Source organism: Streptomyces pinistramenti, assembly GCF_020564935.1.
GTDB lineage: Bacteria > Actinomycetota > Actinomycetes > Streptomycetales > Streptomycetaceae > Streptomyces > Streptomyces pinistramenti.
In genome coordinates this window covers 63,625-82,237 of record NZ_JAJCXB010000031.1, presented here as the reverse complement: position 1 = coordinate 82,237, position 18,613 = coordinate 63,625, and the positions used below count along the sequence as shown (strand labels likewise).

Sequence of the window (18,613 nt, the reverse complement as noted above, 5' to 3'; positions counted from 1 at the left end):
GACACCCACCCCGCCGCCGGGCGGCCCGTACGGCGGGCCGGACGCCGACGTGGGGTTACCGTCGGGACAGAGACCGCCTTTGAGGGAGAGCCAAGTGACCGGTACGGCAATGGTGCGCGGGGAGACCGAGGGGGCCGACCCGTTCGGGACCGCCCGGCTGCGGCGGGGCGTGCTGGATGCCTGGGCCGCATCGCCCGCCCGGTTCCGCGAGGACGCCAACGCGGAGGAAGACCTCGCGCTCGGCGGCTACCGCGACCGGCTCGCGGTGGAGCTGGCGCAGAACGCGGCGGACGCGGCAGGCCGGGCCGGCGTACCGGGCCGGCTGCGGCTGACCCTGCACCCGGCCGACGGGGACGCGCCCGCGGTGCTGGTGGCCTCCAACACCGGCGCCCCGCTGGACGCCACCGGCGTCGAGTCGCTGTCGACGCTGCGGGCGTCGGCGAAGCGCGAGAGCAGCGTGGCGGCCGGCGCGGTGGGCCGGTTCGGCGTCGGGTTCGCGGCCGTGCTGTCGGTGAGCGACGAGCCCGCGCTGGTGGGCCGTACCGGCGGCGTCCGCTGGTCCCTGGCCGAGGCGCGGGAGCTGGCGCGGGAGGTCGCGGCGCACAGTCCGGGACTCGGCGGCGAGCTGCGCCGCCGCGACGGGCACGTACCGCTGCTGCGGCTGCCGCTGCCCGCCGAGGGCGGCGCGCCCGAGGGGTACGACACCGCGGTGGTCCTGCCGCTGCGGGACGGCGCGGCGCAGGATCTCGCCGAGCGGCTGCTGGCCGGCATCGACGCGGCGCTGCTCCTGACGCTGCCGGGGCTCGCCGATGTCGTGATCGAAACGCCCGACGGCGTACGGGAGTTGAGGCGCCGTCAGGACGGGGATCTGGTCCTGATCGAGGACAGTGAGCGGGGCGCCACGCGCTGGCGGGTGGCGAGCGACGGGGGCGCGTTGCAGCCCGCGCTGCTCGCCGACCGGCCGGTCGAGGAGCGGCTGCGGCCGGTGTGGTCGGTGACCTGGGCGGTGCCGGTGGACGCCGACGGTGCGCCGGTGCAGCCCGGCACGGCGGCCGTGGTGCACGCGCCGACGCCGACCGACGAGCCGATGGGGCTGCCCGCGCTGCTGATCGCGTCGTTCCCGCTGGAGCCGACCCGGCGGCACGTCGCGCCGGGCCCGCTGACCGACTTCCTGGTGGAGCGGGCGGCCGCCGCGTACGCGACGCTGCTGGGCGACTGGCGGCCGGTGTCGGTCGGCACCCTCGACCTGGTGCCAGGACCGCTGGGCAAGGGCGGCCTGGACGGCGCGCTGCGCGGGCGACTGCTGGAACTGCTGCCGCGGGTGCGTTTCCTGCCGAGCGCGGGGGCGCCCACAGCCGTGGACGAGCCGGCGGCGGACGGCGGCTGGGACGAGCCGGTGGACGGCGACGAGAGCCACGGGCTGCGGCCGGTCGACGCCGAGGTGCTGGAGGGCGCGGGCGCCGGGACCGTCGGGGTGCTGGCGGAACTCTTCCCGACGCTGCTGCCCGCCGGGCTCGAACGGCGGCCCGAACTGCGGGTGCTGGACGTGGCCCGGGTGCCGCTGAGCGAGATGGTCGACCGGCTGGCCGGCGTCGAGCGGACCCCGGGCTGGTGGTGGCGGCTCTACGACGCGCTGGCCGGCACCGACCCGGACCGGCTGAGCGGACTGCCGGTTCCGCTCGCGGGATCGGCGGGGCAGCGCCCCGGCGGCGCGGGCGGGACGGTGCGCACCACGATCGGGCCGCGCCAGGTCCTGCTGCCGCTGCCCGGCGACGGCGCGGACCAGGAGGGCGACGCCGCGGCGCGCTACGCCACGCTGGCCAGGCTCGGCCTGAAGGTCGCGCACCCCGACGCGGTGCATCCGCTGCTGGAGAAGCTGGGCGCGCTGCCCGCTTCGCCGCGCGCGGTGCTGACGACTCCCCAGGTGCGGGCCGCGGTGGCGAACTCGCTGGACGCGGACGAGGACGCCTACGACGTCTTTGCGGATGACGTGGACGGCATCGGGGCTCCGTTGGGCGCGGAAGCGGTGGCGGACACGGTGCTCGGTCTGGTGCGGGACGCGCATCTGGCGCCGGGCGACGAGCCGTGGCTCGGCGCGCTCGCGCTGCCCGACGAGGACGGTGAGCTGGCGCCCGCCGGTGAACTGGTCTACCCGGGAAGCGCCTTCGAGCAGGTCATCCGTGCGGGTGAACTCGCGGCCTGTGACGCCGAATTGATTGAACGCTGGGGTGAGCAGCCGCTGACCGCGGTCGGCGTGCTGGCCCAGTTCGCGCTGGTGCGGGCCACGGACGTGGTGCTCGACCCGGACGAACTGGAGCCCCGCGAGGGCGACTTCGCCGAGCCGGACGACGCCGGGCTGCTGGACTCCGTCGACGTGTGGTGCGAGGACATCCTCGACATGCTGCCCGACACCCCGGTGCCGCCGGTGGTCACCGAACTGGTCGCGGTGCGCGACCTGGACCTCGTCGACGACGACGCCTGGCCGCAGGCGCTGGAGATGCTGTCCAGGCCGCCGCTGCGCGACGCGCTGACCGCACCGGTGCGGGTGCTGCTGCCGGACGGCACGACCGAGTCCGTGCGGCCGTACACCGCCTGGTGGCTGCGCGGGCACCCGGTGCTGGACGGGCGGCGCCCGGCGGGCCTGCGGTCGGCCGGCGGCGACCCGCTGCTGGCGGGCCTGTACGAGTCGGCGGACGCCGGTGAGGTCGACGCGCAGGTGCTGCGGGCGCTGGGCGTCCGGACCTCGGCCGCCGCGCTGCTGGACGAGCCGGGCGGGGCCGCGGAGCTGCTGGGCCGGCTCGCGGACCCGGAGCTGCCCGTGGGTACGGCCCAACTGCACGCCCTGTACGGCGCGTTGGCCGAACTCGACCCGGAGCAGGTGACGCTCCCCGACGAGCTGCGGGCCGTCGTGCACGCGCCGGGGAAGGCGGCCGGCGGCACGGCGGCGGGCGAGGCGCGGGTGGTGGACGCGGCGGACGCCGTCGTCGCCGATGCGCCGGACCTGATGCCGCTGGCGGCCGGCCGGGCACTGCTGCCGGTGCGCCCCGCCCGCGCCGCCGAGCTGGCCGAACTGCTCCAGGTGCGGCGGCTGAGCGAGGCGGTGGACGCCGAGGTGCGCTCGGAAGGCGTCCGCCGTGCGGTGCCCGACGCGGTGCGGGTGCTGCTCGGCGCCGGTACGCCGGACGCGTACACGGAGCACGAGGAGCTGCTCGTCGGCGAGGGCGCCAACGAGCTGGACTGGCGGCTGGCGGCCGACGGGACGCTGCACGCGGCGACGCTGGAGGGCGTCGCCGCGGGGCTGGCCTGGGCGGCGGGCCAGTGGCCGCGCCGGTTCGAGGTCGCGGCGCTGCTGGAGGATCCTGACCGGGGCGACGAACTGGCGCAGGCCCGCTGGTTCGACTGACGCGCGCGGCGGCCGCCCAGGTCAGCGGGAGCTGAACTTCTTGATCATGCTCCAGATGACCACGCCGCCGCCGACCAGCACGATCAGCCACTCCCACCAGTGGAAGGAGCCGCCGCTGCCCCCGTACGAGCCGTGCGACGAGTGGTAGTGGCTGTAGTGATGCGAGCGTGCCAGTACCTCGTGGGTGAGGTCCCCCGGTGTGAATGCCATGGGCACGGACCCTAGGGGTTCGCGGCGGGGCGCCGCCACGGCGGGGCGGGTTCCGTGACCTGGCCGATACGGCACGGGGCGGCGGACGGCCGTCGGCTCCGGGTCAGGTCCGCATGCCGCCGTCGACCCGCAGGACCGTGCCGGTCACGTAGGACGCGCGGTCGCTGAGGAGCCAGGCGGCGGCCTGCGCGATCTCCTCGGGGTCGGCCGCGCGGCCCAGCGGGGTCTGCGCGTTGAGCCGCGCGATGACGCCGGGGGAGCGTTCGTCCCACTCGCGCACCATCTCGGTCAGCGTGGTGCCGGGGGCGATGGCGTTGACCCGGATGCCCTCGGGGCCGTAGGTGAGGGCGGCGGACTCGGTGAGGCTGTTGAGCGCCCGCTTCACCGCACCGTAGACGGGGAGTTCGGGGTTGGCCCGCAGACTGCCGACGCTGGAGTTGTTGACGATGGCGCCCGTCCCCGCGGTGGCCCGGATGGCGGCGACCTCGGCGACCATGGCCCGCCAGGGGCCCTTGAGGTTCACGGTGTAGGCGTGGTCGAAGTCGGCCTCCTGCACCTGGTCCAGCGGGCCGGGCGGAACACCCGTCGCGCCGTTGTTGAAGGCGACGTCGAGGCGGCCGTACAGCTCCACGGCGCGGTCGACGGCGGCGCGCACGCTGTCCGCGTCGGCCAGGTCGCACACCACGTGGTCCGCGGTGCCGCCCGCCGCCCTGACCTCTTCCGTTACCGCCTCCAACTGAGCCTTCGTACGGGCCGCGAGCAGCACCCGGGCGCCTTCCCGTGCGAACAGCCGCGCCGCGGCGGCGCCGATGCCGCGCCCGGCACCGGTGATGAAGGCGACCTTCCCGGCCAGCAGGCCCGGGGCGTCGGAGGGCGAAGTGGGGTTCTCGGGTGTGTGGTTCATGGCGTCGAGCCTGCGCCGGTCCGCGCGGCCCGTCCAGCCGGTGGCGGTACCGGACGGGGGCCGGCCACGCCGGGATTCACCCCGCGGCCCGCTCCGGAGGCGCGGCGGCCGAGCCGCGGACGACCAGTTGGAGCGGCAGGACCTTGCGGACGTTCGTGCCGTTGCCCGCGATCCGGGCGGTGAGTGCGTCCAGGGCCGCGGCGGCGAGTTCGGCGGTGGGCTGTTCCAGGGTGGTCAGTTTGGGGCGCAGCCACTGGCCGACGCGGATGCCGTCGCAGCCGACCACCGAGAGGTCGTCGGGGATGCGCAGGCCGTGCAGCTCGGCGGCGGCCAGCATGCCGACGGCGGCGATGTCGCTGCCGACGAACACCGCGGTGGGCGCGGTGCCCGCGCGGTGCAGATACGGGAAGGTGCTCGCGCCGAACTGCTCGGTGTAGGGCCCGTGCAGCACCAACTGGTCCGCCGGGTCCAGGCCGGCGTCGCGGATCGCGTCGAGGTAGCCGCGCTTGCGCTCCTGGGTGGTGGACAGCTCCTGCGGGCCCGCGACGTGGGCGATGGTGCGGTGGCCGAGCTGCACGAGGTAGGACGTGGCCTGGTAGGCGCCGCCGTAGTTGTCGACGGTGATGGTGTCGACCTCGCGGCCGTCGGCCAGCTCCAGCTCCTCGTCGATGATCACGACCGGCAGGCCCTCGTCGATGGCCCGGTCCACGTCCTCGTTGGTGCGCCGCATCCCGACGTAGATCAGCCCTTCGACGGACCGGGCGGCGGACAGCAGGCGGTTCAGGCGGGCGGCGCGTTCGGCGTGCCGGCCGCTGACGCCGAGCAGGAGCGGGATGTCGCGGGCCGCCGCGGCCGCCGTGAAGGCGTCGGCGAGCTGCGCGAAGTACGGGTTGACGAGGTCGGGCAGGACGAGTGAGACCAGGCCGGTGCCGGTCGCGGGGGTCCGGTCGGCGGGCTGCGGGTCGGGTGCGCGGTAGCCGAGTTCGCTGACCGCCGCGTCGATCCGGGCGGCCGTGACGGGCTGGACGTTGAGCTGGCCGCGCAGGTAGCGCGACACGGTCGACACCGATACACCAGCGTGTTGCGCAACGCGGGTCAACGTCATCCCGGTTCCTTCCGACGACGGCCCCCGGGTCGGGTAGGGCCGCGAGTTTCTGCACGTGGCGGCGGTCGCTGCCGAGCATACCGCCGTGCTCGACGGCGGGTGGGGAGAGGCGGGAAAGCGGGTGCCCCTGGGGGGTATTGACAGCTTCTGCGGCCCGTGGAAACGTTCCGTGCGCAAGTTGCGCAACATTGCGCAAAGCTTCACCGAGGAGGTACCTCATGGCCCACGTGCTGATCGCAGGGGAGTCCTGGATCAATGCCGTCACCGACTACAAGGGCTACGACGCCTTCCCGCACACCCGGCTGGAGATCGGCTGCGAGCGCCTGGTCGAGGCGCTGACCGCGGCCGGTCACGACGTCGCGCACATGCCCTCGCACGCGGTCGCCACCGACTTCCCCGAGACCGAGGAGAAGCTGGCCGCCTACGACGTCGTGCTGCTCTCCGACGTCGGCGCCAACACGCTGCTGCTGCCGCCGGTGGTCTTCAACGAAGGGCGCCCGTTCCCCAACCGCCTCAAGCTCCTTGCGCAATGGGTGCGCAACGGCGGCGGCCTGATGATGGCCGGCGGCTACCTCAGCTTCCAGGGCTTCCAGGCCAAGGCGAACTACCACGGCACCGCCATCGAGGACGTCCTGCCGGTCACGATCCTCCCGTACGACGACCGGGTCGAGGCCCCCGAGGGCGTCAACGGCGCCCTCACCGCCGAGCGCCACCCGGTCACCGAAGGTCTGGACGCCCAGTGGCCGATCCTGCTCGGCTACCAGCGGCTGACCGCCAAGGACGACGCCACCGTCCTGGCCACCGTCGAGGACCGCCCGCTGCTCGCCGTACGCACCGAGGGCGCGGGCCGCACGCTCGCCTTCGCCTCCGACATCTCGCCGCACTGGGCCCCGCGCGAATTCCTGGCCTGGGACGGCTACCAGAAGCTCTTCGGCCAGGCGGTGACCTGGCTCGCAGACACCCGGGACCGGTCGGGCCGACACTGAGGGGGCGCTGACCAGCCCCTGCGGACCATCCGGTTCCTCCCATCAATGACGATGAAAGGCACGGTCGGACAGTGAAGAGCAGCCCTGCGGCGGAGCCCGGAGCCCGCCACCTCGCAGAACCCGGCGGCGGCCGCCGGCCCGACGGCGCGGACGGCGGCGGCGCGGCCGCCCGTACCGGACCCGGCGGCGCGGCCGCCCGCGGCACCGCCACCGTCCTGCTGGTGGTCGCCACGGTGCTGGCCGGCACGCTCAGCCCGATGCAGTCGGCCGTCAACGGCAGGCTCGGCCAGTCGCTCGGCGACGGCCACGCCGCCGCCCTGGTCTCCTTCGGCGTCGGCCTGGTCCTGATGGCCGTCGTCGTCGGCGCCCGCCCGGCGACCCGCAGGGCCGCTCTCGCCATCCCCGGCCAGATACGCGGCCGCACCCTGCCGTGGTGGAACTACGCCGCGGGGCTGTGCGGCGCCGTCATCGTCCTCTCCGAAGGCGTGACCGTCGGCGTGCTGGGCGTCGCCACCTTCCAGATCGCGCTGATCTGCGGACTCGTCGTCTCCGGCATCATCTGCGACCGCTTCGGCGTCACCGCCGACGTCAAGCAGCCGTTCACGCTGCCCCGTGCCACCGGCGCGATCCTCGCGATCGTCGCCACGATCGTGGTGATCTCGCCGAGCTTCCAGGTCCCGCACGCCGTCGCGCTGGCCGTGATGCCGTTCGTCGGCGGCCTGCTGGCCGGGTGGCAGCCCGCGGGCAACGCGGCCGTCGCCAGGACCGCCGACTCCATGCTGGTCTCGATCGGCTGGAACTTCCTCGTCGGCTTCTGCGCCCTGCTCGTCGCCTACGGCATCCGCGCGGCCACCGGCGGCGTCACCTTCTCGCTGCCCGGCGACTGGTGGCTCTACCTCGGCGGCCCGCTGGGACTGCTCTCCATCGCGCTGATGGCCCTGCTGGTGCGCGGCCTCGGCCTGCTGCTGCTCGGCCTCGCCTCCACCGCGGGGCAGCTCGTCGGCTCCCTGGTGCTCGACTGGTCCCTGCCCTCGCTCGGCCACGCCGTCCACCTCGCCACCCTCGTCGGCACCCTCCTCGCGCTGATCGCCGCAGGCATCGGCATGCTGCCCTCGCGGAAGGGCGGGCCGGTCCCGGTGCCCGCACCGGCAGCGGCGGCCGAGGACGGCGGCGCGTCATGAGCCCCGGAGAGCAGGCGCACGGGAAGCAGGCGTACGGGAAGCAGGCGTACGGAGAGCAGGCGCACGGCACGCGGGGTGCCGGGCCCGTCGTGCAGACCGTCACCGGGCCGGTCGGCCGGGCGGACCTCGGGCTCGTCCTCCCGCACGAGCACCTCTTCAACGACCTCTCCGGCGTCCTCGACCCGCCCAGCTACCCGTTCTCCGCCGTGCTCGTCGATGCGCCCGTCGCCGCCCCGGTCGCCTGGGCGCTGCGCCAGGACCCGTACTGCTGCGCCGACAACATCGCCGACAAGCCGGTGGACGCGGTCGTCGCGGAGATCGAGGCGTTCGCGGCGCTCGGCGGCCGGACCGTCGTCGACGCCACATCGAGCCCCGCCATCGGCCGCAACCCGCAACGGCTGCGCGCCCTCGCCGAGCGCACCGGCCTGAACATCGTGATGGGCTGCGGCGCCTACCTGGAGAAGTTCGAGGGCGAACGGATCACCGCACGCGCCGTCGACGACCAGGCGGCGGCCATCGCCGCGGAACTGGCCCACGGCGTCGGCGACACCGGTATCCGCCCCGGCATCATCGGTGAGATCGGCGTCTCCCCGGACTTCACCGACGCCGAACGCGCCTCGCTGCGCGCCGCCGCCCTCGCCCAGCTCGCCCACCCCGCCGTCGCCCTCAACATCCACCTGCCCGGCTGGCAGCGCCGGGCGCACGAGGTGCTCGACCTGGTCTGCACCGAGATCGGGGTACGCCCGGAGAAGGTGTCGCTGGCCCACATGGATCCGTCGTCCGACGACCCCGGCTACCAGCGGTCGGTCGCCGAGCGCGGCGTGTACCTGGAGTTCGACATGGTCGGCATGGATATCACCTTCCCCAAGGAGGGCGCATCGCCCGACCCGTCCGTCACCGCGGGCGCGGTGACCCGCCTCGTCGAGCAGGGCCACGCCGGGCGGCTGCTGCTCAGCCACGACGTCTTCCTCAAGCAGATGTGGACCCAGCACGGCGGCAACGGCTTCGCCTACGTGCCCACCGTCTTCCGGGAGATGCTCGCCGCCCGCGGCACCGCCCCGGCGGTCCTGGACGCGCTCGTCCGCGACAATCCGGCCCGGCTGCTGACGGCCTGACAGCGGCGGCCTGCGGCCCAATCGCCGTACGGCAGTGGGGAGTTCACGCTTCCGCCACGTTCCCGGGATAGATCTGCGGGCACGTCCGCGGTGGACCCGCCACCGCCTCACGGAGGTACACGCCATGCCCGCTCCCCTCGTCGGCCGCCGGGTGCTGCGCGTCGCGACGGCACTGACGCTGGCTCTGGCCGCCGGGGTGGCCGCCCCGGCGGCCAGGGCCACCACAGCCGGCGCCGCGCCGCCGCAGGCCACCGCCGCGGTCAGCGACAACGGCCGGGAACTCTCCTACACGGCCGCCGCGGGCCAGACCAACAAGGTGTCCGTCACCGAGTCGTTCGCCAGCGGCTCGAAGGACCGCCTCACCTACGTGATCGACGACGTCGTCCCGGTCGGTGCGGGGCCCGGCTGCGGCTACCCCGACGGCGCCGACCGCACCAAGGTCTCCTGCACGGTCACCACCGTCGAGAGCCAGGACCCGTACGCCGCCCTGGATCTGGACGTGGGCGACGGCGAAGACACCGTCACCGTGGACAACACCACCGGCCAGACCTACTACTTCAACCGGATCCGCCTGGGCGCGGGCAAGGACCGGCTGACCGACACCGGCCCGGTCGACGGCGCCGCCGTCCTGGGCGGCGCGGGCGACGACACCATCTCCGTCGGCGAGGCCGCGACGGTCCTCGCCGGTGACGGCGACGACACGGTCTACGCCGTCGGCGAGGCCACCGCCGTGGAAGGCGGCGCGGGCGACGACGTGATCCACGGCGGCCCCGGCGACCAGCCCCTGAGCGGCGACGACGGCAACGACACCGTCTACGGCGGCAAGGGCGACGACCTCCTGTACGGCGGCGCGGGCGACGACGTCATGTACGGCAACAGCGGCGACGACCAGTTGTACGGCGGCCCCGGCAAGGACACCCTCTCCGGCGGCCCCGGCACGGACGTCGTCCAGCAGGACTGAGCGCGGTGCGGTGGGCGCCGGACGACGGCATCACCGCAGCGTCCGCCGCGCCCACCGCCAGGCCAGCTCCAGCAGCGCCGCCGCCACCACCGCGATGCCGACGGCCGCCCACGGCAGGGTCCTGCCGACCAGCCGCAGCTCGAAGAAGCGCTGCAACCACGGCGTCACCAGCACGATCAGAAAGCCCGCGGCCATCGCCGCGACCAGCCCGATCCGCCACCACGTGTACGGGCGGGCGATGATCACCAGCACCCACATCGCGGCGAGGAACAGCGTCAGCGTCGCCGCGCTGGTCTCGGCGGCCAGTGCGTTCGGACCCGCGTAGTGGTGCCGGGCCAGCAGGTACGTCAGAAAGGCGGCGGTGCCGACGATGAGGCCCGAGGGGATCGCGTACCGCATCACGCGGCGGACGAAGTGCGGCCGCGCACGCTCCTTGTTGGGGGCGAGCGCCAGGAAGAACGCCGGGACGCCGATGGTCAGGGTGGACAGCAGCGTCAGATGGCGCGGCAGGTAGGGGTACGGGATCTGCCAGCAGGAGACCAGGATCGCCAGCAGTACGGAGTAGACGGTCTTCGTCAGGAAGAGCGTGGCGACCCGGGTGATGTTGCCGATCACCCGCCGCCCCTCGGCGACCACCGAAGGCAGCGTCGCGAAGCTGTTGGTGAGCAGCACGATCTGGGCCACCGCGCGGGTGGCCTCGGAGCCCGACCCCATCGCCACGCCGATGTCCGCGTCCTTGAGCGCGAGCACGTCGTTGACGCCGTCGCCGGTCATCGCGACGTGGTGGCCGCGCGACTGGAGGGCCGCGACCATGTCCCGTTTCTGCCGAGGGGTGACCCGGCCGAAGACCGCGCCGTCCTCCAGGGCGCCCGCCATGGCGTCCGTGCCGTCGGGCAGCTCGCGCGCGTCCACCGGCGCGTCCGCGCCCGGCAGCCCGAGCCGGGCCGCCACCGCGCCCACCGAGACCGCGTTGTCGCCGGAGATGACCTTGGCCGCCACGTTCTGGTCGGCGAAGTAGGACAGCGTCGCGTGCGCGTCGGGGCGCAGCCGCTGGTCCAGCACGACCAGCGCCGCGGGCCGTACGCCGTGCGCGACCGACGGGTCCTCCAGCTCGCGGTCGGAGCGGGCCAGCAGCAGCACCCGCAGGCCCTGGGAGTTGAGTCCTGCGGTCTCGGCGAGCGCCGGGTCGCCGGGCGGCAGCAGGACGTCGGGGGCGCCGAGCAGCCAGGTGGCGCGCTCGCCCTGCGGGTCGTCGAGCGTGGCGCCGCTGTACTTGCGGGCGGAGGAGAAGGGGAGCGATGCGGTGCGGCGCCAGGCGTCGTCCGGCGGGAACGCCTCGATGATCGCCTGGAGCGAGGCGTTGGGCCGCGGATCGGATGCGCCGAGCGCGCCCAGCACCTGTCGGAGCCTGCCCTCGTCGGCGCCGTTCAGCGGCCGCAGCGCGCTGACGTCCATGCCGCCCTCGGTCAGCGTGCCGGTCTTGTCCAGGCAGACCACGTCGACCCGGGCCAGGCCCTCGATCGCGGGCAGCTCCTGGACCAGGCACTGCTTGCGGCCGAGCCGGACGACGCCGATCGCGAAGGCGACGGACGTCAGCAGCACCAGCCCCTCCGGCACCATCGGCACGATCCCGGCGACCATCCGGCGCACCGCGTCGTCGCCCGCCATGTGGAGCGTGAACAGATGGCTGAAGATCAGGCCGAGCGCGGTCGGGATCATCATCCACGTCACGTACGTGAGGATCCGGCTGATGCCGCTGCGCAGCTCGGAGTGGACCAGGGTGAAGCGGCTGGCCTCCTCGGCGAGCTGTGCCGCGTACGCCTCGCGGCCGACCTTGGTCGCGGTGAACGCACCGCCGCCCGCCACGACGAAGCTGCCGGACATCATCGGCTCGCCCGGCCGCTTGAGCACCGGGTCCGCCTCGCCGGTCAGCAGGGACTCGTCGACCTCCATCCCGTCGGCCTCCAGCACCTTGCCGTCGACGATGACCTTGTCGCCCGGCCCCAGCTCGATGACGTCACCGAGGACGACCTCGGCGGTGGGGATCTCGGCGGCCGTCCCGTCGCGCCGCACCGTCGGCCGCGCCTCCCCGATCACCGCGAGGTTGTCCAGGGTCTTCTTGGCGCGCAGCTCCTGGACGATGCCGATGCCGGTGTTGGCGACGATGACGAAGCCGAAGAGGCCGTCCTGGAGCGGGCCGACGATCAGGATGATCAGGAACAGCACGCCGATGATGGCGTTGAACCGCGTGAAGACGTTGGCGCGGACGATCTCCGCCGCCGAGCGCGACGACCGTACGGGGACGTCGTTGACCTCGCCCGCCGCCACCCGCGCGGCGACCTCGGACGCGGTCAGGCCGCGGTGGGCGGTGGCGGGGACGGGCCGGCCGCCCGGTCCGGGATCCCCGACATCGGTCTTCGCCCGCTGCGTCATGGTGTCGACGGTACGGGCGCGGGGCGCACCTCACCCGCTGGGCGGGGAGCGGTGGGTCAGGCGGTGTCCGCGGCGGCGGCCGCCGCGCGCTTGATGGCGGCGTCGCGCTTGCGGACGTACCAGATGCCGAGCAGGCCGAGGCCGCCGCCGGCCAGGCAGGTCCACACCCACCAGGCGTGGCCCGCGTCGGCGTACCAGCTGTAGAAGGGCAGCTGGCCGAGGAAGAGGACGAACCAGATGATGGTGCCGCCGGTGATCGTGCCGACGACGGGGCCCTCAAGGGGCGCCGGGGCCTCGCGCAGTTCGGACTTCTTCCACATGGCGCTCAGTTTACGGGGGAGCCGGCGGCGGATCGCGGGGCGGCGGCGAGCGGCGGGGGAGACCAGGTGGCGCAGTGGTCTACGCGCGGAGATAGCGATCAATGCATTGTTTATTCATACTGAACCTTTCCGGTTCTGACTGGTTTGGATCGTTGATTCCTACAAGTCGTTCCGGTTGGTTCCGTTCGTCCACCTGTCCCGGGCTCACCGGGTCGCCCCTCGCCTCCTCCAGGCCCGTCCTACTGAGGTCCCCGCATGTCGTCCTCGGCCACCACTCCGGTCGAAAGTGCTCTCAAGAGCCCAGGTCACCCGCCCAAGAACGGGTTCGACCGCTTCTTCAAGATCTCCCAGCGCGGGTCGACGGTCGGCCGTGAACTGCGGGGCGGGCTGGCGACGTTCTTCGCGATGGCGTACATCATCGTGCTGAACCCGATCATCCTCGGCGCGGGCGTCGATAAATTCGGTCACCACCTGGACAACGGCCAACTGGTCACCGCGACCGCGCTGATGGCCGGCCTGAGCACCGTCCTGATGGGCGTCGTCGGCAACGTCCCGATCGCCATCGCGGCGGGACTCGGCATCAACGCCGTGGTCTCCCTCCAGCTCGCCCCCAAGATGAGCTGGCCGGACGCGATGGGCATGGTCGTGCTCGCCGGTCTGGTGCTGATGATCCTGGTCGCGTCGGGTCTGCGGCAGCGGGTGATGGACGCGATCCCGGGCGGGCTCCGGCGGGCCATCGCCATCGGCATCGGCATGTTCATCTCGCTGATCGGCCTGGTCGACGCGGGCTTCGTCAGCCGCAATCCGGACGCCGCGCACACCACCGTGCCGATGGGCCTGGGGCAGGGCGGTCAGCTCAAGGGCTGGCCGGTGCTGGTCTTCGTGCTCGGCCTGGTGCTGATGTTCATGCTGATCGTCCGCAGGACCAAGGGCGCGATCCTGATCGGCATGGTCGTGATGGCGGTCGTCGCGATCATCATCAACGCCGTCGCCGACATCCCCGACGCGGCCTGGGGCCTCGCGGTCCCGAACGTGCCCGAAAAGATCGTCGGCGCCCCCGACTTCGGGCTGATCGGCCACATCAGCCTGTTCGGCGGCTTCAAGGAAGTCGGGGTGCTGACCGGCTGCCTGTTCGTCTTCACCGTGCTGCTGTCCGGCTTCTTCGACGCGATGGGCACCATCATCGGCGTCGGCGAGGAGGCCGGACTGACCGACGAGAACGGCAACCTGCCCGGCATGGGCCGGATCCTGATGGTCGACGGCATCGCGGTCGCGGCCGGCGGCGTCGGCTCGGCCTCGGCCAACACCTGCTTCGTGGAGTCCACCGCCGGTGTCGGCGAGGGCGCGAGGACCGGCCTGGCGAACGTGGTGACCGGCGGCCTCTTCCTGCTGGCCCTGGTCTTCACGCCCCTGGCGACGGTGGTCCCCGCGCAGGCCGCGACCCCCGCGCTGATCGTCGTCGGCTTCCTGATCATGGCGGCGAACGTGCGGGACATCGACTGGGGCGACTTCACCGTCGGCATCCCGGCATTCCTGACGATGATCTCGATGCCGTTCACCTACAGCATCACCAACGGCATCGGCATCGGCGTGCTCGCCTTCATCCTGCTGCGGACCGCGACCGGTCGCTTCAAGGAGATCCCGTGGCTGCTGGACATCGTCGGGCTCTGCTTCCTCGTGTACTTCCTGCTGAACCCGATCGAGCAGCTGCTCGGCTCCTGAGCAGGTGCGCCTAGTGCGGCGGCGTGGCCGGTGACTCCTCGGGAGCCGGCCCCCAGCCGCCCAGCCGCGCCGTCTCATCGACGGACGTCTTGAAACGTTCGTCGAAATCCTCGCGAATGAGCGTCCGGACGACATAGTCCTGGACGCTCATTCCGCGTTTCGCCGCGTGCTGCCTCATGCGTTCCAGCAGCTCCCCGTCCACACGCAGGCTGAGCACTCGCGATCCCATGGGGACACGGTCCCTGTACGAGCCGGTCAGGCGCGTCGCTTTCCGGCGCGTCCTCACTCGTATGGGTGATCCAGGTGTCCGCCCGCCCACCGGCTTTCCTTAGAAAAGGTAATGAGTTATGCTAACGAACATGCCGGAACTGTCCCGTGGCGACGACGCTGCCGCCGTGAACGCCTTGCGGTCCGCCGTGATGCGCCTGTCCCGTCGGCTCAAGCACCAGCGGGTCGACGAGTCGCTGAGCCCCACCGAGATGTCGGTGCTCGGCACCCTCGCGCGCTGCGGCCACGCCACCCCGGGCGAGCTGGCCCGCAAGGAGCACGTGCAGCCGCCGTCGATGACCCGCATCGTCGCGATGCTGGAGGCCAAGGGACTCGTCCGGCTGGAAGCGCACGCCGACGACCGCCGCCAGAAGGTCGTCACGCAGACCGAACAGGCGGAGGCGATGCTCGAAGAGAGCCGCCGCAAGCGCAACGCCTGGCTCGCCGAGCTGGCCTCCGGGCTGGACGAGGACGAGTGGGCCAAGGTGCGGGCCGCCGCGCCCGTGCTGGAGAAACTCGCACAGCTGTAGCGACACCGAGGCCGAGGAGGCGAACCCACTTTGAGTACGGGATCCGGAGCAGACTCCGCCCCCGCACCGAACTCCCCGCAGGACACGGCTTCCGAGGACGCGACGGCTGCCACCCCCGGCCTCGCGCCGAGCGCCGCCCCGGGCAGTGCCGCCGGCCCCGCAGCCGCACCGCGCAAGGGCATGTTCAGTTCGCTGAGAGTCCGCAACTACCGCCTCTTCGCCACCGGCCAGGTGGTGTCCAACACCGGTACCTGGATGCAGCGCATAGCCCAGGACTGGCTGGTGCTCAGCCTCACCGGCTCGTCCACGGCCGTCGGCATCACCACCGCCCTGCAGTTCCTGCCGATGCTGCTCTTCGGGCTGTACGGCGGCGTCATCGCCGACCGGTTCTCCAAGCGCAAGCTGCTGCTGTTCACCCAGTCCGCGATGGGCATGACGGGCCTCGCCCTCGCCGTCCTCACCCTCTCCGGGCACGTCCAGGTCTGGCACGTCTACCTGGTCGCCTTCGTCCTCGGCCTGGTCACCGTCCTCGACAACCCGTCCCGCCAGGCGTTCGTCGTCGAGATGGTCGGCAAGGACGACCTCCGCAACGCCGTCAGCCTCAACTCGGCCAACTTCCAGTCGGCCCGGCTCATCGGCCCCGCCGTCGGCGGCGCGCTGATCACCGCCTTCGGCAGCGGCTGGGCGTTCCTGCTCAACGGCGTCTCGTTCCTCGCGCCGATCATCGGGCTGCTGATGATGCGGACCGCCGAACTCCACAAGGTCGACCGGGTGGCGCGCGACAAGGGCCAGCTGCGCGAGGGCCTGCGCTACGTCTCCGGGCGCCCCGACCTGATCTGGACGATCGTCCTCGTCGGCTTCATCGGCACCTTCGGTTTCAACTTCCCGATCTGGCTGACCGCGTTCACCTACCACGTCTACCACCAGGGCGCCGGTACGTATGCCCTGTTCAACTCGCTGATGGCGGCCGGTTCCCTGGTCGGCGCGCTGCTCGCGGCCCGCCGCTCGTCCTCCCGGCTGCGGCTGCTGGTCGGCGCGGCCGTGGCGTTCGGCGTCCTGGAGATGGCCGCCGCGCTCGCGCCGTCCTTCTGGATCTTCGTCGTGCTGCTCGCCCCGATCGGCGTGGTCGGCCTGACGATCAACGTCACCGCCAACTCCAGCGTCCAGATGGCCACCGACCCGCTGATGCGCGGCCGGGTGATGGCCCTGTTCATGATGGTCTTCGTCGGCGGTACGCCGCTGGGCGCCCCGCTCGTCGGCTGGGTCACCGACACGTTCGGCGCCCGGATCGGCTTCCTGTCCGGCGGCCTGATCTCGATGCTCGCCGCCGTGCTCATCGGCCTGATCCTGGCCCGCGCGGGCGGGCTGCGGCTGAAGATAGACCTGCGCCGCGGGCACCGGCACGTGGCGTTCGTCCCGCGCGTCCCCGCGTCCGGCGAGGCACCGCTCGCCACGGCCGCCTGACCGCACCCGGCTCCCGTACCGCCCCGCGCGGCACGGGAGCCGTTCGCCACGGGCACCCGGGAACGCCGTGCGCCGGGCCCGGCGCACGGCGTGAGACTGGCCGGGTGAGACTCTTCGCCGCCGTGCTGCCGCCCGGCTCCGCCGTCGACGAACTGGCCGGCCGGATCGCGGCGCTGCGCTCCCTGCCGGACGCCGGCCGGCTGCGCTGGGCCGGCCACGACAGCCGGCACTTCACCCTCGCCTTCTACGGCGAGGTGGCCGACGCGGTCCTCCCGGAGCTGCACGAGCGGCTGGCGCGGGCCGCGCACCGGCACGCCCCGTACGGGCTGCGGATCGCCGGCGGCGGACGGTTCGCCGACCGGGTGCTGTGGGCCGGGGCCGACGGGGAGCTGGCCGCGATGCGGAAACTCGCGGGCACGGCATCGGCCGCCGGCCGCCGGGCCGGACTGAGGACGGACGAGCGCCCCGGCTTCACCCCGCACCTCACGCTCGCCAGAAACCGCACCCCCGGCCTGTCCCTCGCCCCGTTCGCGGCCGCCCTCGACACCTTCGCCGGCACCCCCTGGACGGTGCGGGAGGTGGCCCTCGTCCGCAGCCACCCGCCCACGCCGGGCCTCGCGGGAAAGCAGCCGCACTACGAGACGGTGACGACCTGGCCGCTGGCCGGCCACGGCCCCGGCAGCCCGGGTCGCTGAAGTGTTCGGAACGCCCCCGGTTACGCTCAGAGGGTGGACCCCAAAACCCGGAACCGGATCATGTCCGGCCTGCTCGCCGTACTGCTCATCGTCGTCGTCGTGGCGGCCGCCCTTCGCTGAACCGTGGGTGAGGGCAGCCGACGCGGTGACGGGCGGACGGTCACCAGGCGAACGCCTCCGGTGAAGGACCCGGGCCCGGGAAGATCTCGTCGAGTGATGCCAGCAGATCGTCGGAGAGTTTCAGGTCGACGGCGCGCAGGGCGGAGGCGAGCTGGGCGGTGGTGCGGGGGCCGACGATCGGGCCGGTGACGCCGGGGCGGGTCAGGAGCCAGGCCAGGGCGACCTCGCCGGGCTCCAGGCCGTGCTTGGCGAGCAGGTCCTCGTAGACCTGGATGCGGGCGCGGACCGCGGGGTCGGCCAGGGCGTCGGCCGCGCGGCCGGACGTCGAGCGGGAGGAGCCGCCTTCCTGCTGCTTGCGGATCGCGCCGCCCAGCAGCCCGCCGTGCAGCGGCGACCAGGCGATGACGCCGAGTCCGTAGGCTTCGGCGGCCGGGACGACCTCCATTTCGGCGCGGCGTTCGGCGAGGTTGTAGAGGCACTGTTCGCTGACCAGGCCGAGTGAACCGCGGCGGGCCGCGGTCTCGTTGGCGCGGGCGATGTGCCAGCCGGCGTGGTTGGACGAGCCGGCGTAGAGGATCTTGCCCTGCTGGACGAGGACGTCCATGGCCTGCCAGATCTCGTCCCAGGGTGTGTCCCGGTCGACGTGGTGGAACTGGTAGAGGTCGATGTGGTCGGTGCCCAGGCGCCGGAGGCTGGCGTCGACCGCGCGCCGGATGTTGAGCGCGGAGAGCTTGTCGTGGTTGGGCCAGGCCGGTTCGCCGTCCGGTGCCATGTTCGCGTAGACCTTGGTGGCCAGCACGGTCTTGTCGCGCCGGCCGCCGCCCTTGGCGAACCAGGAGCCGACGATCTCTTCCGTGCGGCCCTTGTTCTCGCCCCATCCGTAGACGTTGGCGGTGTCGAAGAAGTTCACCCCGGCGTCGAGGGCGGCATCCATGATGGTGTGGCTGTCGGCCTCGTCCGTCTGCGGGCCGAAGTTCATCGTGCCGAGGACGAGGCGGCTGACCTTGAGTCCGGTGCGTCCGAGCTGCGTGTACTCCATGGTGGGTCAGCCAACGCCTTGGAGTGCGCTCGAATCAAGACCGGTGAGCGGCGCGTCGTGCCTGCTGACTGCGGAGAGGCGCTCGGCGAAGGCGCCGGGAGCGGGTGAGGTGACCTGCACCAGGTCCGGACGCTCGCCGTCGCCGAACGGGTGTGACG

16 protein-coding genes are annotated in these 18,613 nt (G+C 73.0%); 9 read left to right on the top strand and 7 right to left on the bottom strand.

Annotated elements, in window-relative coordinates; genetic code table 11:
• Window positions 1-109 precede the first annotated feature (109 nt).
• A complete protein-coding gene (locus LIU39_RS21180) occupies window positions 110-3,403 on the top strand; it encodes a sacsin N-terminal ATP-binding-like domain-containing protein (RefSeq protein ID WP_227048389.1) in 3,294 nt (1,097 codons plus the stop codon).
• 21 nt (window positions 3,404-3,424) lie between these two features.
• On the opposite strand, the gene LIU39_RS21175 is transcribed toward LIU39_RS21180, so the two are convergent.
• The 3 genes from LIU39_RS21175 to LIU39_RS21165 form a co-directional block, all read right to left on the bottom strand.
• Window positions 3,425-3,613 carry a hypothetical protein gene (locus LIU39_RS21175; RefSeq protein ID WP_227048384.1) on the bottom strand — a complete coding sequence of 63 codons (189 nt, stop codon included), beginning with the start codon at window positions 3,611-3,613 and terminating at the stop codon, window positions 3,425-3,427.
• Window positions 3,614-3,716: 103 nt separating this feature from the next.
• Window positions 3,717-4,517 (bottom strand): SDR family NAD(P)-dependent oxidoreductase, encoded by an 801-nt coding sequence (locus LIU39_RS21170; RefSeq protein WP_227048383.1) that lies wholly within the window; start codon window positions 4,515-4,517, stop codon window positions 3,717-3,719.
• A 76-nt stretch (window positions 4,518-4,593) separates the two neighbouring features.
• The gene (locus tag LIU39_RS21165) at window positions 4,594-5,811 is read right to left on the bottom strand and encodes a LacI family DNA-binding transcriptional regulator (protein WP_227048382.1); all 1,218 of its coding nucleotides are present in this window, start codon (window positions 5,809-5,811) and stop codon (window positions 4,594-4,596) included.
• A 29-nt stretch (window positions 5,812-5,840) separates the two neighbouring features.
• Between LIU39_RS21165 and LIU39_RS21160 the strand changes: the two genes are divergently transcribed.
• The 4 genes from LIU39_RS21160 (at window position 5,841) to LIU39_RS21145 (ending at window position 9,865) form a co-directional block, all read left to right on the top strand.
• Complete coding sequence (locus LIU39_RS21160) at window positions 5,841-6,608, top strand: glutamine amidotransferase (protein ID WP_227048381.1); 768 nt, start codon at window positions 5,841-5,843, stop codon at window positions 6,606-6,608.
• Between the two features lie 71 nt (window positions 6,609-6,679).
• Complete coding sequence (locus LIU39_RS21155) at window positions 6,680-7,789, top strand: DMT family transporter (RefSeq protein ID WP_227048380.1); 1,110 nt, start codon at window positions 6,680-6,682, stop codon at window positions 7,787-7,789.
• Window positions 7,786-8,904, top strand: coding sequence for a phosphotriesterase family protein (locus LIU39_RS21150; RefSeq protein ID WP_227048379.1), 1,119 nt, complete (start codon window positions 7,786-7,788; stop codon window positions 8,902-8,904). Before LIU39_RS21155 ends, LIU39_RS21150 begins: the two co-directional genes overlap by 4 nt.
• A 124-nt stretch (window positions 8,905-9,028) precedes the next feature.
• On the top strand, window positions 9,029-9,865 hold the full coding sequence (locus tag LIU39_RS21145) for a calcium-binding protein (RefSeq protein WP_227048378.1): 837 nt from the start codon (window positions 9,029-9,031) through the stop codon (window positions 9,863-9,865).
• Between the two features lie 30 nt (window positions 9,866-9,895).
• Here LIU39_RS21145 and LIU39_RS21140 read toward each other — a convergent pair whose 3' ends face one another.
• Together LIU39_RS21140 and LIU39_RS21135 are read right to left on the bottom strand one after the other, a co-directional pair.
• Complete coding sequence (locus LIU39_RS21140; RefSeq protein ID WP_227048377.1) at window positions 9,896-12,298, bottom strand: HAD-IC family P-type ATPase; 2,403 nt, start codon at window positions 12,296-12,298, stop codon at window positions 9,896-9,898.
• 56 nt (window positions 12,299-12,354) lie between these two features.
• On the bottom strand, window positions 12,355-12,618 hold the full coding sequence (locus tag LIU39_RS21135) for a DUF2530 domain-containing protein (RefSeq protein WP_227048376.1): 264 nt from the start codon (window positions 12,616-12,618) through the stop codon (window positions 12,355-12,357).
• A 255-nt stretch (window positions 12,619-12,873) separates the two neighbouring features.
• Here LIU39_RS21135 and LIU39_RS21130 point away from each other — a divergent pair, with 255 nt between their 5' ends.
• A complete protein-coding gene (locus LIU39_RS21130) occupies window positions 12,874-14,340 on the top strand; it encodes an NCS2 family permease (protein ID WP_227048375.1) in 1,467 nt (488 codons plus the stop codon).
• A 10-nt stretch (window positions 14,341-14,350) separates the two neighbouring features.
• On the opposite strand, the gene LIU39_RS21125 is transcribed toward LIU39_RS21130, so the two are convergent.
• Window positions 14,351-14,569 (bottom strand): BrnA antitoxin family protein, encoded by a 219-nt coding sequence (locus LIU39_RS21125; protein ID WP_227048374.1) that lies wholly within the window; start codon window positions 14,567-14,569, stop codon window positions 14,351-14,353.
• Window positions 14,570-14,699: 130 nt separating this feature from the next.
• Between LIU39_RS21125 and LIU39_RS21120 the strand changes: the two genes are divergently transcribed.
• The 3 genes from LIU39_RS21120 (at window position 14,700) to thpR (ending at window position 17,296) form a co-directional block, all read left to right on the top strand.
• Window positions 14,700-15,137: a MarR family winged helix-turn-helix transcriptional regulator gene (locus LIU39_RS21120; RefSeq protein ID WP_227048373.1), complete on the top strand. Its 438-nt coding sequence runs from the start codon at window positions 14,700-14,702 to the stop codon at window positions 15,135-15,137.
• A gap of 30 nt (window positions 15,138-15,167) precedes the next feature.
• Window positions 15,168-16,601 carry an MFS transporter gene (locus tag LIU39_RS21115; protein WP_227048372.1) on the top strand — a complete coding sequence of 478 codons (1,434 nt, stop codon included), beginning with the start codon at window positions 15,168-15,170 and terminating at the stop codon, window positions 16,599-16,601.
• 104 nt (window positions 16,602-16,705) lie between these two features.
• Entirely contained in the window at window positions 16,706-17,296 is a 591-nt protein-coding gene (gene thpR / locus LIU39_RS21110) for an RNA 2',3'-cyclic phosphodiesterase (protein ID WP_227048371.1), read from the top strand.
• Window positions 17,297-17,456: 160 nt separating this feature from the next.
• On the opposite strand, the gene LIU39_RS21105 is transcribed toward thpR, so the two are convergent.
• Complete coding sequence (locus LIU39_RS21105; protein WP_227048370.1) at window positions 17,457-18,455, bottom strand: aldo/keto reductase; 999 nt, start codon at window positions 18,453-18,455, stop codon at window positions 17,457-17,459.
• Between the last annotated feature and the right edge of the window lie 158 nt (window positions 18,456-18,613).

Excerpts from the sequence above, each read along its gene's own strand:
- LIU39_RS21150 (WP_227048379.1), top strand. The coding sequence starts at position 7,786 with ATGAGCCCCGGAGAGCAGGCGCACGGGAAGCAGGCGTACGGGAAGCAG.
- LIU39_RS21120 (WP_227048373.1), top strand. The coding sequence starts at position 14,700 with ATGCCGGAACTGTCCCGTGGCGACGACGCTGCCGCCGTGAACGCCTTG.
- LIU39_RS21170 (WP_227048383.1), bottom strand. The coding sequence starts at position 4,517 with ATGAACCACACACCCGAGAACCCCACTTCGCCCTCCGACGCCCCGGGC.
- LIU39_RS21140 (WP_227048377.1), bottom strand. The coding sequence starts at position 12,298 with ATGACGCAGCGGGCGAAGACCGATGTCGGGGATCCCGGACCGGGCGGC.
- LIU39_RS21180 (WP_227048389.1), top strand. The coding sequence starts at position 110 with ATGGTGCGCGGGGAGACCGAGGGGGCCGACCCGTTCGGGACCGCCCGG.
- LIU39_RS21175 (WP_227048384.1), bottom strand. The coding sequence starts at position 3,613 with ATGGCATTCACACCGGGGGACCTCACCCACGAGGTACTGGCACGCTCG.
- LIU39_RS21105 (WP_227048370.1), bottom strand. The coding sequence starts at position 18,455 with ATGGAGTACACGCAGCTCGGACGCACCGGACTCAAGGTCAGCCGCCTC.
- LIU39_RS21135 (WP_227048376.1), bottom strand. The coding sequence starts at position 12,618 with ATGTGGAAGAAGTCCGAACTGCGCGAGGCCCCGGCGCCCCTTGAGGGC.
- LIU39_RS21125 (WP_227048374.1), bottom strand. The coding sequence starts at position 14,569 with ATGGGATCGCGAGTGCTCAGCCTGCGTGTGGACGGGGAGCTGCTGGAA.
- LIU39_RS21160 (WP_227048381.1), top strand. The coding sequence starts at position 5,841 with ATGGCCCACGTGCTGATCGCAGGGGAGTCCTGGATCAATGCCGTCACC.
- LIU39_RS21165 (WP_227048382.1), bottom strand. The coding sequence starts at position 5,811 with ATGTTGCGCAACTTGCGCACGGAACGTTTCCACGGGCCGCAGAAGCTG.
- LIU39_RS21130 (WP_227048375.1), top strand. The coding sequence starts at position 12,874 with ATGTCGTCCTCGGCCACCACTCCGGTCGAAAGTGCTCTCAAGAGCCCA.
- LIU39_RS21145 (WP_227048378.1), top strand. The coding sequence starts at position 9,029 with ATGCCCGCTCCCCTCGTCGGCCGCCGGGTGCTGCGCGTCGCGACGGCA.